This window comes from Actinomadura sp. NPDC000600 (assembly GCF_040492135.1).
Classification (GTDB): Bacteria; Actinomycetota; Actinomycetes; order Streptosporangiales; family Streptosporangiaceae; genus Spirillospora.
In genome coordinates, this window is record NZ_JBEUPD010000012.1 from 156,389 (window position 1) to 169,359 (window position 12,971).

Annotated in this window: 15 protein-coding genes and 1 pseudogene; 7 read left to right on the forward strand and 9 right to left on the reverse strand. The window is 67.9% G+C overall.

Annotation, left to right across the window (positions count from 1 at the left end; genetic code table 11):
* Nucleotides 1-4: 4 nt before the first annotated feature.
* The 7 genes from ABWI07_RS19630 to ABWI07_RS19660 form a co-directional block, all read right to left on the reverse strand.
* Nucleotides 5-829: a carbohydrate ABC transporter permease gene (locus tag ABWI07_RS19630; RefSeq protein WP_149264028.1), complete on the reverse strand. Its 825-nt coding sequence runs from the start codon at nucleotides 827-829 to the stop codon at nucleotides 5-7.
* Complete coding sequence (locus tag ABWI07_RS19635) at nucleotides 826-1,707, reverse strand: carbohydrate ABC transporter permease (RefSeq protein WP_353819395.1); 882 nt, start codon at nucleotides 1,705-1,707, stop codon at nucleotides 826-828. The genes ABWI07_RS19630 and ABWI07_RS19635 overlap by 4 nt, the downstream gene beginning before the upstream one ends.
* On the reverse strand, nucleotides 1,704-2,999 hold the full coding sequence (locus ABWI07_RS19640; RefSeq protein WP_200842357.1) for an ABC transporter substrate-binding protein: 1,296 nt from the start codon (nucleotides 2,997-2,999) through the stop codon (nucleotides 1,704-1,706). Before ABWI07_RS19640 ends, ABWI07_RS19635 begins: the two co-directional genes overlap by 4 nt.
* A gap of 47 nt (nucleotides 3,000-3,046) precedes the next feature.
* Nucleotides 3,047-3,937: an MBL fold metallo-hydrolase gene (locus tag ABWI07_RS19645; RefSeq protein WP_353819396.1), complete on the reverse strand. Its 891-nt coding sequence runs from the start codon at nucleotides 3,935-3,937 to the stop codon at nucleotides 3,047-3,049.
* 199 nt (nucleotides 3,938-4,136) lie between these two features.
* Nucleotides 4,137-5,039 carry a LysR family transcriptional regulator gene (locus ABWI07_RS19650; protein ID WP_353819397.1) on the reverse strand — a complete coding sequence of 301 codons (903 nt, stop codon included), beginning with the start codon at nucleotides 5,037-5,039 and terminating at the stop codon, nucleotides 4,137-4,139.
* Nucleotides 5,040-5,373: 334 nt separating this feature from the next.
* Nucleotides 5,374-6,129 (reverse strand): heliorhodopsin HeR, encoded by a 756-nt coding sequence (heR, locus tag ABWI07_RS19655; protein WP_353819398.1) that lies wholly within the window; start codon nucleotides 6,127-6,129, stop codon nucleotides 5,374-5,376.
* A 559-nt stretch (nucleotides 6,130-6,688) separates the two neighbouring features.
* Nucleotides 6,689-7,111, reverse strand: coding sequence for a MarR family winged helix-turn-helix transcriptional regulator (locus ABWI07_RS19660; protein WP_200842360.1), 423 nt, complete (start codon nucleotides 7,109-7,111; stop codon nucleotides 6,689-6,691).
* Nucleotides 7,112-7,190: 79 nt separating this feature from the next.
* On the opposite strand from ABWI07_RS19660, the gene ABWI07_RS19665 reads away from it, so the two are divergent.
* Complete coding sequence (locus tag ABWI07_RS19665) at nucleotides 7,191-7,832, forward strand: MBL fold metallo-hydrolase (protein ID WP_353819399.1); 642 nt, start codon at nucleotides 7,191-7,193, stop codon at nucleotides 7,830-7,832.
* A 571-nt stretch (nucleotides 7,833-8,403) separates the two neighbouring features.
* Here the strand turns inward: ABWI07_RS19665 and ABWI07_RS19670 are convergent.
* Nucleotides 8,404-8,868 carry a hypothetical protein gene (locus tag ABWI07_RS19670; RefSeq protein ID WP_353819400.1) on the reverse strand — a complete coding sequence of 155 codons (465 nt, stop codon included), beginning with the start codon at nucleotides 8,866-8,868 and terminating at the stop codon, nucleotides 8,404-8,406.
* Between the two features lie 511 nt (nucleotides 8,869-9,379).
* On the opposite strand from ABWI07_RS19670, the gene ABWI07_RS19675 reads away from it, so the two are divergent.
* The gene (locus tag ABWI07_RS19675) at nucleotides 9,380-9,577 is read left to right on the forward strand and encodes a hypothetical protein (protein WP_149264035.1); all 198 of its coding nucleotides are present in this window, start codon (nucleotides 9,380-9,382) and stop codon (nucleotides 9,575-9,577) included.
* Nucleotides 9,578-9,714: 137 nt separating this feature from the next.
* Here ABWI07_RS19675 and ABWI07_RS19680 read toward each other — a convergent pair whose 3' ends face one another.
* The gene (locus tag ABWI07_RS19680) at nucleotides 9,715-10,041 is read right to left on the reverse strand and encodes a hypothetical protein (protein ID WP_353819401.1); all 327 of its coding nucleotides are present in this window, start codon (nucleotides 10,039-10,041) and stop codon (nucleotides 9,715-9,717) included.
* Nucleotides 10,042-10,507: 466 nt separating this feature from the next.
* Between ABWI07_RS19680 and ABWI07_RS19685 the strand changes: the two genes are divergently transcribed.
* From ABWI07_RS19685 to ABWI07_RS19705, 5 genes and pseudogenes are all read left to right on the forward strand, one after another.
* On the forward strand, nucleotides 10,508-10,918 hold the full coding sequence (locus tag ABWI07_RS19685; RefSeq protein WP_353819402.1) for a helix-turn-helix domain-containing protein: 411 nt from the start codon (nucleotides 10,508-10,510) through the stop codon (nucleotides 10,916-10,918).
* Nucleotides 10,903-11,421, forward strand: a pseudogene (locus ABWI07_RS19690) (LamG domain-containing protein); the annotation flags it as partial. The gene ABWI07_RS19685 and the pseudogene ABWI07_RS19690, both read left to right, overlap by 16 nt.
* Before the next feature lie 8 nt (nucleotides 11,422-11,429).
* Nucleotides 11,430-11,645, forward strand: coding sequence for a hypothetical protein (locus tag ABWI07_RS19695; protein ID WP_353819447.1), 216 nt, complete (start codon nucleotides 11,430-11,432; stop codon nucleotides 11,643-11,645).
* Between the two features lie 140 nt (nucleotides 11,646-11,785).
* The gene (locus tag ABWI07_RS19700) at nucleotides 11,786-12,556 is read left to right on the forward strand and encodes a hypothetical protein (protein WP_149256862.1); all 771 of its coding nucleotides are present in this window, start codon (nucleotides 11,786-11,788) and stop codon (nucleotides 12,554-12,556) included.
* The gene (locus ABWI07_RS19705) at nucleotides 12,553-12,915 is read left to right on the forward strand and encodes a winged helix-turn-helix domain-containing protein (protein ID WP_149256861.1); all 363 of its coding nucleotides are present in this window, start codon (nucleotides 12,553-12,555) and stop codon (nucleotides 12,913-12,915) included. The genes ABWI07_RS19700 and ABWI07_RS19705 overlap by 4 nt, the downstream gene beginning before the upstream one ends.
* The last annotated feature ends 56 nt before the right edge of the window (nucleotides 12,916-12,971 follow it).

The window sequence follows — 12,971 nt, forward strand, 5'->3', positions numbered from 1 at the left end:
CGGGTCACCGCAGGCCGGAGTGCAGAAACGCCGCGGTGATCCGGCGAGCCGCGACGAGGTAGACCGCGATGACCGGGACCGTGGCGAGCATCGCGGCGGCGAGGAGCGGGCCGGGATTACTCGCCTCGGTGTTGGTGAACAGGGTGAGACCCATCTGGATCGTGGTGTGCCGAGGGCTGGGCGCCGCCACCATCGGCCACACGTACTCGTTCCAGGTATTGATGAACGAAAGGATCGCCACCGCGCTCAGCGCCGGCCGCAGCAGGGGAAGCACCACGTACCAGAAGATCCGGAACGAGCCGGCGCCGTCCATGTGCGCGGCCGAGAAGAGCTCTTCGGGGAGGGCCTGGATGTTCTGCCGCAGCAGGAGCACCGCGAGGGCACAGGCACCGAACTGCGGCACGATCAGCCCTGGGAAGCTGTCGACCCAGTGCAGCCGCGAGATGAACACGAACTGCGGGATGATCAACGTGTGCGCGGGGACGAGCACCGCGATCGTGACCGTGGCCATGAGCACGCGTGCTCCGCGGAAGCGAAGCCGCGCGAGCGCATAGGCGGCGAGTATCGCGATCGTGATCTGGCCCACCGTCACGACCGCGGCGGTGACGAGGGTGTTGAACAGCAACCGGAACAGCGGGAACTGGCGGCCGGCGACCCGGTAGTTCGCGAGGGTTCCATGCAACGGCAGGGGATTGGAACCGTAGAGGTCCTGGACGGGCTTGAACGAGCCGGCCAGCGCCCAGAGCGTCGGGAACAGCATCAGGAGGCAGGCCGCCGCGAGGAACGCATGCCAGCGGATACGCCTCCATCGATTCCTCCAAGTGATCATGAATTCACCGCTACGGCTCGACGGCACAGGCGGCGGGCCGCCAGGGGGGCGCCCAGGACGGTGATCAGCACCACCGCCGCGGCCGATGCCTGACCCGTGTCGAAGAACATGAAGCCGTAGGTGTAGAGGAGGTAGTAGATGTTGTCGGTGGCGCCGTCGGGACCGCCCTGCGTGAGCACCGACACGTTGGCGAACGCCCACTGTCCCCCCAGCATCACGCAGATGCCGGCCAGCAGGCCGGTCACGGGCCAGAGCTGCGGCACGACGACGAGCCTGGTCACCTGCCGTTCGCCCGCACCGTCGATCCGCGCGGCGTCAAGGGACTGCGGGTCGAGGCCGTCGAGCGCGGCGCCGTACAGCAGCACGTTCAGTCCGATGATCTTCCCCGCGGTGATCAGCGCGATCGCGACCAGCGCCGTGCGCGGATCGCCGAGCCAGTTGACCGGACGGATTCCGAGCAGGCCGAGGGTCTCGTTGAGCACCCCGCCCAGCGGGTTGAGCACGAACTGCCACGACACCGCGTTGGCGATGGGCGCGAGGACGACGGGCACGAAGAGCAGCGCGCGGTAGGTCGACGCGGCCCGGCCCGGCCGCTTCCACAAGGTGATCGCCAGTCCCATCGGCACGGCGGTGGCGAACGGAAGCAGGCAGGCCACCAGCAGCAACGTGCGGACCATGGCCATCGGGAACTGCCGGTCGGCGACGAGCGAGGCATAGTTGTCCAGCCCGGCGAAGCCGGGCGTGCCGGTTCCGTCCCAGTGCAGGACGCTGAGCACCACGGTGAACACCAGCGGCCCGTACACCCAGACGGTGAGGACGACCAGGGCAGGACTGAGGTAGCCCAGGGCTCCGGACCGCCGGTGCACCGCTTTGCTCACTGACCGACCAGCCCGCGGATCGTCTTCGCGGTCGCCTGCATGGTCTGCTGCGCGTTCGCTCCCCGCAGCATGATCGGCGCCACCGCTTCGTCCTGCAGCGTGAGAACGGCCTGCTGCGCCTTCGGCCCGCTGAAGGAGGTGTAGGGCATGAGATGGTCCAACTGGGCCAGGGTGGGAAGCAGCCGCTTGTCCTTGTCGAAGTAGCTCTTCAGGTAGCGCGGATCGGTCACCGTGGCGGGCCGCAGGGGCAGATAGCCGATCTTGGCGGTGATCGTCGTGAACGCCTGTTCGCTGGTCAGGAACTTCACGAACGTCCATGCGGCGCGCTGCTTGGCCGGGTCCTTCGACAGCACTGCGAGCCCTGCGCCGGAATAGGTCGGGCGGGCGGGGCCGGTGCCGAAGCCCGGGAAGCCGGTGGCCTGCACCTCGAACTTGCCGGAAGCCGCCGCGTCGAGGGCGGCGAGCACCGCCGTGGAGGTGACGAGCATGCCCAGCTTGCCCGCCTTGAACGCCGCGATGGCGTCGGCCTCGCTGACACCCGGCTGCGCCCCGGACTGCGTCAGGTCTGCCAGCGTCCGCATCGCCTGGACGGCAGGCGGCTGGTCGAGCGTGACCTTGCCGTCGGCGTCGACGAGCGAGCCGCCGTTGCTGTTGACGAGGGACTGGGTGAGGAAGTCGGACTTGCCGGCGCCGGCCGCGTCGACGTAGACGCCCTCCGCTCCCTTCTTCACGATCTTGAGCGCGGCGCTCTTCATCTCGGCCATGGTCGTCGGCGGCTTGGCCGGGTCCAGGCCCGCGGACCGGAACAGGTCGGCGTTGTAGAACAGCGCCGGGACCGACATCGTGTACGGCATCGCGGCCGTCACACCCTTGTGACGCGTCGCGGCGAGGACGGCCTGGTTGAAACCGGCGCTGGTCTGCCGCCAATCCTGCGCCGTGGCGATCTCCTGGACGGGTGTGATCGGCAGGCTCTGGTACGCCTGCGCCATCTTGCTCCAGCCGATCTGCGCGACATCGAAACCGTTGCCGGAGAGGCTGGACGTGCGCAGCTTGGTGAGGACGTCGGCGACGGCGACGCCCTGCGGTTCGATCTTGATGGAGGGATTGGCCTTCTCGAAGGAGTCGATCAGCTCCTGCGTGCCCTTTCCGCCCAGATCGGCGGTGCCGTAGTTGTAAGAGAGGAAGGACAGCGTCACGGTCTTGCCGACGGCGGCGTCGCTGCCGGACGAGCATCCCGCGATCGACGACGCTGCCACGGCCAGCACGGCGAGAGCGACGCGCGGTCGGCTCACGCCTGCGCGCATCTTTTTATTGATCATTTGGGGGTCTCCTAGGGGGATCAAACAGGGAACTTCGCGAACGGGGTGGCGATGTGGACCGGACCGCCGAACCGGGCGGCGGCGCGTCTCCGGCTCTTCTCCAACCAGGAGGTGTCGGCCGACACGAAGTGAGTGAGCACGAGTTGCCCGGCGCCGGCGGACATGGCGACCTCGGCCGCGTCCTCGGCGCACAGGTGGCCGTGGGGGCCGGAGTCCGGCTCGTCCAGCGTGCACTCGGCGAGCAGCAGGTCGGTTCCCGCGGCGAGGTCGTCGAGTGCCGCCGTACGGCCGGTGTCCCCCGTGTAGACGAGGATCCCCTCGGGGGTTTCGACGCGGACACCGCAGTTCGGCACCGCGTGCTTGAGGAGTTCCAACCGGATTTCCGCGCCCCCGACAGCGAATCGCGCACCGGGGGCATATTCACGGACGTCGAATGCCAACTCGAACGCACGGTCAAGGGCCGGCATCGTCACGACCGGAAAGATTTCAGCGAGCCGCTCGAAACGCTCCGCGGAGCCGACCGGAACATAAAGCGGAATCCGGGATATCCGCACATCCGCCTGCGGCGGCGATCCGGCGGTCGGATAGCGCAGATTCGCGGAGAGCAGTGTCTTGCCGACCGGGAGCAGGTCGTAGCAGTGGTCGAGATGAACATGGGTGATGACGACCGCGTCGAGCATCTCCGGCGTGCCGACCCTGCTCAACGCGGTCGCCACTCCCGGCCCGCAGTCCAGCAGCAGCCGGGTCGGCGCCGCGTCGGGCCCCAGCGAGACCAGGTAGCCCGAGCCGGCCTGACCGTCCGCAGGCATCCCCGAGCGGCAACCGAGTATCGTCAAATTCATCAATTGCTCTTCGCTCGTTTCCCTGAGATTGAAAGGTTCACACGGCCGATGCCGCAGGCCCGAAATCAAGCATGGCAAGGCGGCACATCCCGGTCAACAAAGGAAATCCGAATCGGCGATTGAGTACACCAATCGCCGCCGCCATGAGGGTCGGCTCGGTGGAACGTCGCGGTGACAGGTCGGCGGCCTGAGGCTGGGGCACCGATTTCAGATGGTGGACGGCGGCCGGACAAGCGACGAGGACCTGACCGGTCCCCCGTCGCGTCGGTCAGAGACCGACAGCCGCGAACGGCGCCGCCGCCTCGAGACATGCCAGGAACACGCGTGCCCCCGGGGACGAATCCCGCGCCGGCCACACCGCGCATACGTCCAGCGTGGGCTCCGGCTCCACCAGCGCGACAGCGGACAATCCCATGGCGGACGTCTCGACCGCGCGCGTCGCGGAGGCGAACCCGACCACCGTCCCGGTGGCGATGACCATGGCGGTGGCCATCGAGTCGTTCACCTCGTCGGTGACGTTCAGCCTGATCCCGCTCTGCTTCGCGGCCTGCGACAGCGCGTCGTGCGAGGCCGGGCTCAGCTCTCGGCTGAAGAGGATGCTGCGGTGCTCGGCCAGTTCGCGGAACGGCATGGAGCGCCGTCCGAACAGCGGATGACCAGGCGCGACCAAGGCCATCAGCGGCGTACGGAACAGCGCTCGGGACGCGAAGTAGGGGCCCTCGGGCACGCCGAACAGCAACGCGACGTCCAGCCTGCCCGCCACGAGGTCGGCCAGCTGCGGCCCGGAGCGCTTCTCGACCAGCTCAGGCCGTAGCCGCGGGTACGCCTGGGCCAGCCGGTCCAGCGTGAGCGGCAGGACCCGGCGGCCGGCCGGGTAGTTGAACCCGACCCGCACCGTGCCCGCATACCCCGATCCGACCTTCCTGGTCATCTCGACCGCGTCGCGCAACTGATCGAGCAGCCTCCGCGCCTCCGCGCGGAAGACCTCACCGGCCTCGGTGAGCGTGACATGGTGCGATCCGCGGTCGACGAGCCGGACGCCCATCGAACGTTCCAGCCGTTGCAAGTGCTGGCTGAGGGACGGCTGGGAGATGTGCAGGGCCGCGGCGGCCCTCCCGAAATGCAACTCGTCGGCGATGGCAAGAAACGACTCAAGGTGCCGCAGCTCCACGCACATCCCCCTCCCGGAAGGTCCGTTGCCGGACAAACCGGCCTGGTCATGATGCACCGGCAAGCTGACCAGCGGGTGACGACCGGCGTTCTCCGCGGTAACGAGCCAGGGCTCCGACCTGGGCAGACAGGCCACGGGCAGCCGCGCTCGCGGAGTTCGGAGATCTGCGATGAGTTCCGTACCGGGGCCGCAGCCCGGCTTCTGGTACCTGCCCACGCTCATGGAGCGCGCACCCTGGCCGCAGACCCTCGGTGACACGCTCGCCGACCTGGTCGACGAGGGGCATCCGCTCGTGGTCGGCACCGCGGACCTGAAGCGAATTTTCTCCCGGGGCTCAGCCGGCCAGGGTGCCGCCGAAGATCTGCCAGGCCAGGGCCGACTTGGCGGTCAGGCTCAGCACGATGTAGCCCTTCTCGCCGAAGAGGTAGTCGGCCCAGCGTCCCTTGGCGCGGTACTGCAGCCATTGGTTCAGCGCGAAGATGTTGAAGAGGACGAACAACGAGACGATGATCCCGTACACGAAGGCGGGCGGCTCGGCCTGCGACGGCGACTTCGGTGCGATCGTGTAGATGACGATGGCGATCCAGGGCACGGCCCCGGCGATGCAGCCGAAGGTGAACGGCAGCCACCCGTGAGCGCCGGGCTCCTCGTACTTCTCCTGGAGCCAGCCGAAAAGAATCATCGCCGCGTTCACACCGAAGATGGCGATCAGTGCCGCGACGTCGGCGATGCCGACGAGCTGGGAGATCAACACGATCATCAGCGAGGCGGACAGGGAGTACTCCACCCAGCGGGCCCTGTTGCGTCGCCGCTCGAGGTCGAGCACGTAGCGCCGCCACCAGACCGTGCAGACGAGCAGATGCGCGATTCCTGACAGAGCCAGGAAGGCGGCCACGGCGAAGCCGGTCGGCAGGCTGAACAGCACCACCGGGTTCTGTGGAGCCGTTCCCGGCGGTCCGGCCAGATAGGCCGCGGTGACCGGCAGGGAGAAATCGGTGGCCAGCACGCCGATCAACACCGCCTGGCCGGCGTGCAGCACGGCGGCCGCCGCGTTGCCGCGCCGCAGGCTCCGTCGCTGACGTCGATCCATGCCTGCTCCTGGGAGAGTGTCGTCGCGCTGTGTCACTACCCGCTGGATCCCAAGGGACGTTCACTACCCGCTCATTGGAGCTTTCCGGAAGCGCAAGGCTGCTCGCCGGACCCGTGCAACCGCTCGCCGCGTCCCCGTTCGGAGACCAGCGCCACCACCTCGGGCCGGTGATGCGCTCCGGAGCCGGTCACCGTAACGACCTCCAGTCGGGGGCGTGTGGCCGGAGGAGCAGACAGAAGCGGGCTGGGGGATGCCGGACACGGTTGGTTTCTCCCTGGCCGGGCGCTAACGGGCTTGGCCGTCGCCAGGCCGATCAGGCGGTCAGCCCAAGATCCTCACAGTACGGTTCTCGGCAATATCGGCGTCTCGAAGACTCCTGGGACGACATCGTGCTTCTTGCAGATTTCGTCAACCGCGAGTCCGCAGAAGTCCCGCGGTACAGGCACGTCCACCCCGGACGCGCCGGATCGAGATTCAGTCCGGCGAGACAGGCACAGACCCCATGCCTCTCCGGATCAGGTGCCGCCATGAAGCTGACCAGGACGTTCAAAACCGCGGCTCAACGGCGGGTCAGCTGGGCGGTGAGCCGGGTGAGCAGGGACACGCAGTTCCGCAGTTCTCGTTGCTCGCCGACAGTGAGCGTGTCGTGAATGGCGTTGTGCAATGAGGTGGCGCGGCGGTCGCGGTCCTGTCGCAGGCGTTCTCGCCCGGCTTCGTCGATGCGCAGGAGCACCTTGCGACGGTCATCGGGGTGCGGTTCGGCGGCCACCAGGCCGGCGCTCAGCAGTTCTTTGACCGTCTTCGCGGCCGACTGGTGGCTCACCATCCGCCGCTGTGCCAGGTCGGCGGTGGTCTGCGGGCCGTCCCGGTCGAGGTAGCCGAGGATGGCGGCCGCGCCGCCAGGCATGGTGTCGACGGCCCGCACCGCGCGTACCAGCGCACCGATCGCCTGCCGCAAGTCTTCGGCCAGTGTGTCGTCCACCTCTTCACCCTACCCTTGCCCTCACAACCAGGTTGTATAGTTTGATTGTACAGCTTAGTTGTATATCTGGGAGCGAACCTTGCAGCTCACGAAGTTCGGGCACGCCTGTGTCCGCGTCGAATCCGACGGCCGGCGGCTGGTAGTCGACCCCGGCGGCCTGACCGATCCGCGCGCGCTCGACGGCGCCGACGCGGTCCTGGTCACCCACGAGCACTTCGACCACTTCTCCGAAGACACGCTGCGTCAAGCCTTCGCGGAGAACCCGCGCCTGCTCCTGTGGACCAACACCGCCGTCGGAGGCAGACTCGCCGACCTCGGCAAGCGCGTGACCGTCGTCGGCGACGGCGAGGCGTTCACCGCGGCCGGCTTCGACGTGCAGGTCTTCGGCACCTGGCACGCTGTCATCCACCCCGACATCCCGCGCGTGGCCAACATCGGCTTCCTGATCAACGGCGCCCTTTTTCACCCCGGCGACGCGCTGACCGTGCCGGACACGGCCATCGACACCCTGCTGCTGCCCGTGCACGGCCCTTGGTCCACCACCGGGCAGCTGATCGACTACGTGCGCGAAGTGAAGCCGCGGCAGGTCGTCGGCGTCCACGACGGCGCCCTCAACGACGTCGGCGGCGCAATGGTCGCCGGCCTGCTGGGCGGCAACGGCCCCGGCACCGGCAGCCCCTACCAGCGACTGACCCCCGGCGCGTCCGCCGAGATCGCCTGAACATGCGTCGCCACGACCCGACACGAGGCGCCCAAGGCGGTCACGCGCGTCCACGGCGACCGGCGGGCCGTCCTCGACGCCGTGGCGGCGATGACAGCCGCGAACCGGTCAAGGCCGTGGCCGAGCGTCGTGAATGCCCACCTGGGTGGTGACGACGTGCGCCCCTCGGTGTCGCGTCCATGATCTGCCGACCGCGCTCCAGGTACTCGCGCAACACCTCCCATCTGCCGCACGTCCTGCCGCAGGCCGGCGGCGACGTCACGCTGCATCGCCGAGGAATTTCCAACCTGAGTCCGCAGGTCACGGGCCGGTTGCATCCCGCGCGGCCTGAGTGATGACAAGAGAGCTCCTGGTAGATCGAGTTTTGCGACGATCTCGACCCCCAAGAGCTCCGATGATGCGGCGGGAGAAGCAGTCCAGTACGGCTGCGCAGTACAGCTTCCCCTCTTCGGTCGGATGCCGGTGATGTCGGTGCCCAGAGCTGGTCAGGCACCTGGACGTCGAAGGTCCGCTTGCGTACGAGCCCGACCCGAAAGCTTGAGTCTCGTCAGTCACCGGGCTCTGACACCGTTCACCCCTCGTACGGGCGTTCGCGGGTATGAGAAATCGGGCCGTCGAGGACCGTGTCGGGGTAGCCCCTGGCCTTCGAGCCGACCTCCAGTTCGATCTGCTCGTGGCTCCCGTCAGCGTAGACCAGGGAAACCGGAAACTTGATGAAGGTGCCTTCGGTGTTCCAACTCGTCGAGCGGGCGCCTCCAACGTCGAAGGACACGAGGGGTGCCCCGCTCGACAGAAACCCCTCGCAGTCTTCCATCGCCAAATCGGATGTGTCGTCCTGCATGTCGCAGGCCTTTATCCATTTGCGCTGACGAACGAGATCCAGATAGGCGACCAGGGTCGCGCGCGCTCGGGCCTCGTCCCGTTGCCTCATGGCGTTTCCCTCTGAGATGAAGGTCCACACTGCGATGATGCAGCCGGTCACGAGTATGGCGAACACGAGTATGGCGATCCAGGCCGACGGGCGCGGGCGTGTCATGGGCGGAAATGCTACGCGCTGCGACAGGTTTTCGAATGTAGAAATTGTGGTGAAATGTGGAGAGCATGTGAAGATTTCGTATGCCAGGTGCCCGGTGTTGATGCCATTGGCCACGTACCGGCCTTCCGGATCACCACCCCACCCACACGATCTTTAGGACAGTCCCCGCCCTGGACGCCGAACACAACCGCGCCGCCGGAGAGTTCATCGAGCAGTTCAGAAACAACGACCACGTCCTGGACGGCTCGACCCCTTCTGCATCACCATCACCCCCTGAACCCGAACAGAGTGGCGGGCCGGTCCCCCGGGTCTGGGGGTGGTGGGCGTGCCCATCGGGACGGCCACCACGTAGAGCGGTAGTCGCGGCCGCATCTCGGCGGTGGCCCGGTGCCGAGGTGACCGCCGATCGGTTCGGCGCCCCCCGGCCAGGTCGCGGGCGTCGGCGGGGCTGAGAGCCGCCTTCCCCCGCCCGCCACTCGCTACCCGACGCCTACCGCAGCAGTGCTGCCGTGTGGCGGGCCCCTGGGGCTACGTGGCCGGCCTGGCCGCGCGGAGAACGCGCGAATGCGACCGTCTCGGCGAGCGCCTGTTCAAGGCCGACACCCTCCAGCGCTACGAGACCCTGGTCGACTTCGACACCGTCAAGACCGGTCTGGCCCTCCCGCTGCCCGCGCCACGGCCCACTCGACCACACGACGGGCGGCCATGAGCAAGGTGGAGACCTGACGTCGGCGACACCCGGATGGGAAACGACGACGCCCGACGGGAGCCGCCCGCTGTGGGCGACCCCCGCCGGCGGTCGCGTTCCGATCAACCGCTCAGATCGTGCGTGCCCCTAGGACGTGCTCAGCACGTGGGGATCCCCGAGGGGACGTTGGTGACGTTCCCGGAGTAGATCCAGCCTGGGTCCCAGTACTCCCCTGCGGGCGGCTCCGGACGGACGTAGTACCAGGTGTTCCGCGCGTCGTTGACGAACTTGCATCGGACCCACAACTTCTGGCTCTTGGGCATCGAGGTCCACCCGATGGGGTCACAGGTGACCGACGGGCCCTCCCGCAGTTTCATCGGCTTGTTGGTGCGCAAGGCGGCCACGCCCACGCCGAGGCCGATGGCGGCGACGGTCGTCAGACCGAGCCGGGTGATCTTCTTCATGCCGAAAGCTGGTATCTCCATCTCCTTTTCGAGTGTGCGGCGGCTCTTCTGAAGGCCGGGCAGTCGCACCGCCTCCGAGTAAAGGGCTAATCCGTCACTCGAAGCATTTGTCGGCGCACGCATACCGGCCCCCTGAGACCTCCTTTCCCAACCGTGGACGAGCCTGGACGCGCTCTTCCGCGTCCATCAGCAACCTGCGTCGGAGCCGGCTGCGCCACAAGGGGATCTTCGTCCGGGACACCTGCTGTGGCCTGCACAAAGGAAAAAGAGCAGTGTCCCGGACAGCGCCGGACAGCCGTTCGGACGGCACCGATTCCCGGACACCGAAAATGATCACCTGTGGACACGATCCGGCGACGCAGCGTTACCCGGGGACATTGCCCCTTGTCAGAGATCTTTGAATGCGGTCATCATTCTTTGCATACGCGGCGGGTGCCATTCGGGCGGCAGGGGAGAACGTGGCGCAGGAGATGGTTTTCCGGAGGACATGCGGTCCAGCGGAGAGTTCGTTTCGTCCCTGCGCCACCTGAAGCAGCGGTCGGGAATCTCCTACCGGCAGTTGGAGCGGCGGGCGGAGGCAGCGGGCGACACGCTGCCCCGCAGCACCATCGCCCAAGCCCTCACAGGCGAAACCCTGCCACGACGAGAAACCGTCGAAGCATTCGTCCGCGCCTGCCTCGGCCCCGAACAAGCCGTGACGGAGGCGGCGCAATGGCTGGCGACCTATGACCGCCTGGCCGGTGACGGGCCGCCGGTCCACGCCATGCCCCCGCGCAGACCTTCCTACTGGTCGACACCAGGCCGGTTCGACCACAGCCGAGAGCGGCCGCGAGCAGGACGCGCAACCGGATCCGGCGATACGCGGTCGCGCTGTCGGCCGCCATGCTGCTCATCCTGAGCGGCTCCACGGCGCCGCCACTCGCGGCCCCGACGGCCGAGCCGGTGGCCTGGTGGCAGTTCGACGATGCCGGGAACGGCCTCGCCGCGGACTCCCGAGGCCGCCATCCGCTGAGGACGGCCGGCCGGGCGAGTCGAACCGACGCTCCCAGCGGGCAGGCGCTGCTGCTCGACGGCACCGCCCACACCACAGCCCCGGACGCGGTGTTCCGCACGGATCTGGACTTCACCGTCACCGCCTGGGTCAGGCTCGACGCCAGCGACAGTTGGGGCACCGTGCTCAGCGTGCACGATGGCGACTTCGACGTCTTCCTGCTCAGCTACGACTCCGACAAGAGAAGGTGGGCGGTCCTGGTCCCGAACCAGGCCACCGGCTGGGCCGACGGCGAGCAGACCGTCTTCAGCCGGGAGCGGCCGGATGCCGGGTCTTGGACGCACCTCGCCGCGGTGTACGACTTGAAGAGGCGGCGGTTGCGGCTCTACGTCAACGGGGAGCTGTCGGCCACCCGGTCGTGCCGCAGGCTGGTGCGCGCGACGGGTCCGCTGGAAATCGGCTCACTCGCCAGGGCCTCGCGGGCGGTGGAGTCGGGATCGGGGCGGTCTTCGACCACACCACCCAGCAGATCGCGGCGGTATCCCGTGCCCCCGGCAACCTCGACCTGTTCGTCATCGGGTTCGACAACCGCGCCTGGAGCGAGCCCTGGAACGACCACGTCGGCTGGAACTGACATGCGCGGGTCCCAGGGCGGCAGCGCGAGAGACCCGCCGCCCCGACCGTCCTCCCGCTCTGGGAGCGTCGTCGGCACTCTTGACGCGAAAGTACTCGCTGTTGCAAAGTACTTCTCAAGCGCAAAGTGAGGGAGGCATCATGGATCCACAGTCCCCCGACCGGATACTCGACGAGGTGGCCAGGCTGCGGCGGCTCACCCGTGCCCGTGCGCGCGGGGCGGCGGTCCCACTGATGATCTTCGGCCTGCTGACGCTGGCCTCGATCCCCCTGTACTCCCACCCCTTCCACGCGATGCAGACGCTGCCGGACGGCGGCAGCGTGAGCAGACCCGGTTCGACAAGCGGCTATGCGGGGCTGAACGGGTTCGACCGATCGGGAGCCCTCTCGATCGCGTTCTGGCTGATCACAGGACCGCTGAGCTACCTGGCATGCGCCTGGTGGTACCGGCGACGGGCCGCCCGCGTCGGACTCACCGTGCGGTGGCGGCCCTGGGCGTACACGGGCACGGCGCTGTTCGCCGTGTTCTTGCTCGCCGTATTCGCTCAGGACCACGGCGCACGGGATGCGTCTTCGCCCTTCGGAGATGGTTTCGTGGCGAGTGCCGTGGTCAGCCCTCTGCTAGCGATCGCGGTCGGGTTGCTGGTCCTGGCCAAAGTGGAGCGGAGCCCGGGCGTCGCGGTCTGCGGTCTCGTTTACGGGGGGCTGTGCGTCATCATGAACGGCTACGGCCTCGGCCAAATCCCTCCTTGGCTCGTGCCCCCGTACGGCGGCATGATCGATGGAATGCTCAACCCTGCACAGAACCTGATCCTGCTGGCCGCCGTCCTGCTGGTCGGCGCGCTGGTCGTCCAGTTGCGGGCGTGGGCGCGACTGCGTTCGGTCACCGCCGCGGCCCCAGTCCAGGCATGAGGGAGACCAGCGAGCCGCCAGGGGCACCGCACCCCACGCAAGGCCTCAACGACACCGTCCACCATCGCACCCGTCTCGGCATCATGACGGTGCTGCACGAGATCGACCGTGCCGAATTCGGATATCTGCGCGACACACTGAACCTCACCGACGGCAATCTGTCCCGACATCTACGGACGCTGGACGAGGCCGGCTATATCGACATTCACAAGGGCTACCACGGACGCCGTCCCCGGACCTGGCTCAGTTTGACCCCGAAGGGGTCTCGTGCGCTGGCAGAGGAGTTGGCCGCCCTGCGCGATCTGGTCGCCCGGCTCGACGGCGTCGCGGACCCCAAGGAGACAGCCGAAGGCAAATGATGTGGTCGGCCTCCCGAAACCTACGGCCGGTACCGCCGGCCGTAAACGACGGCGAA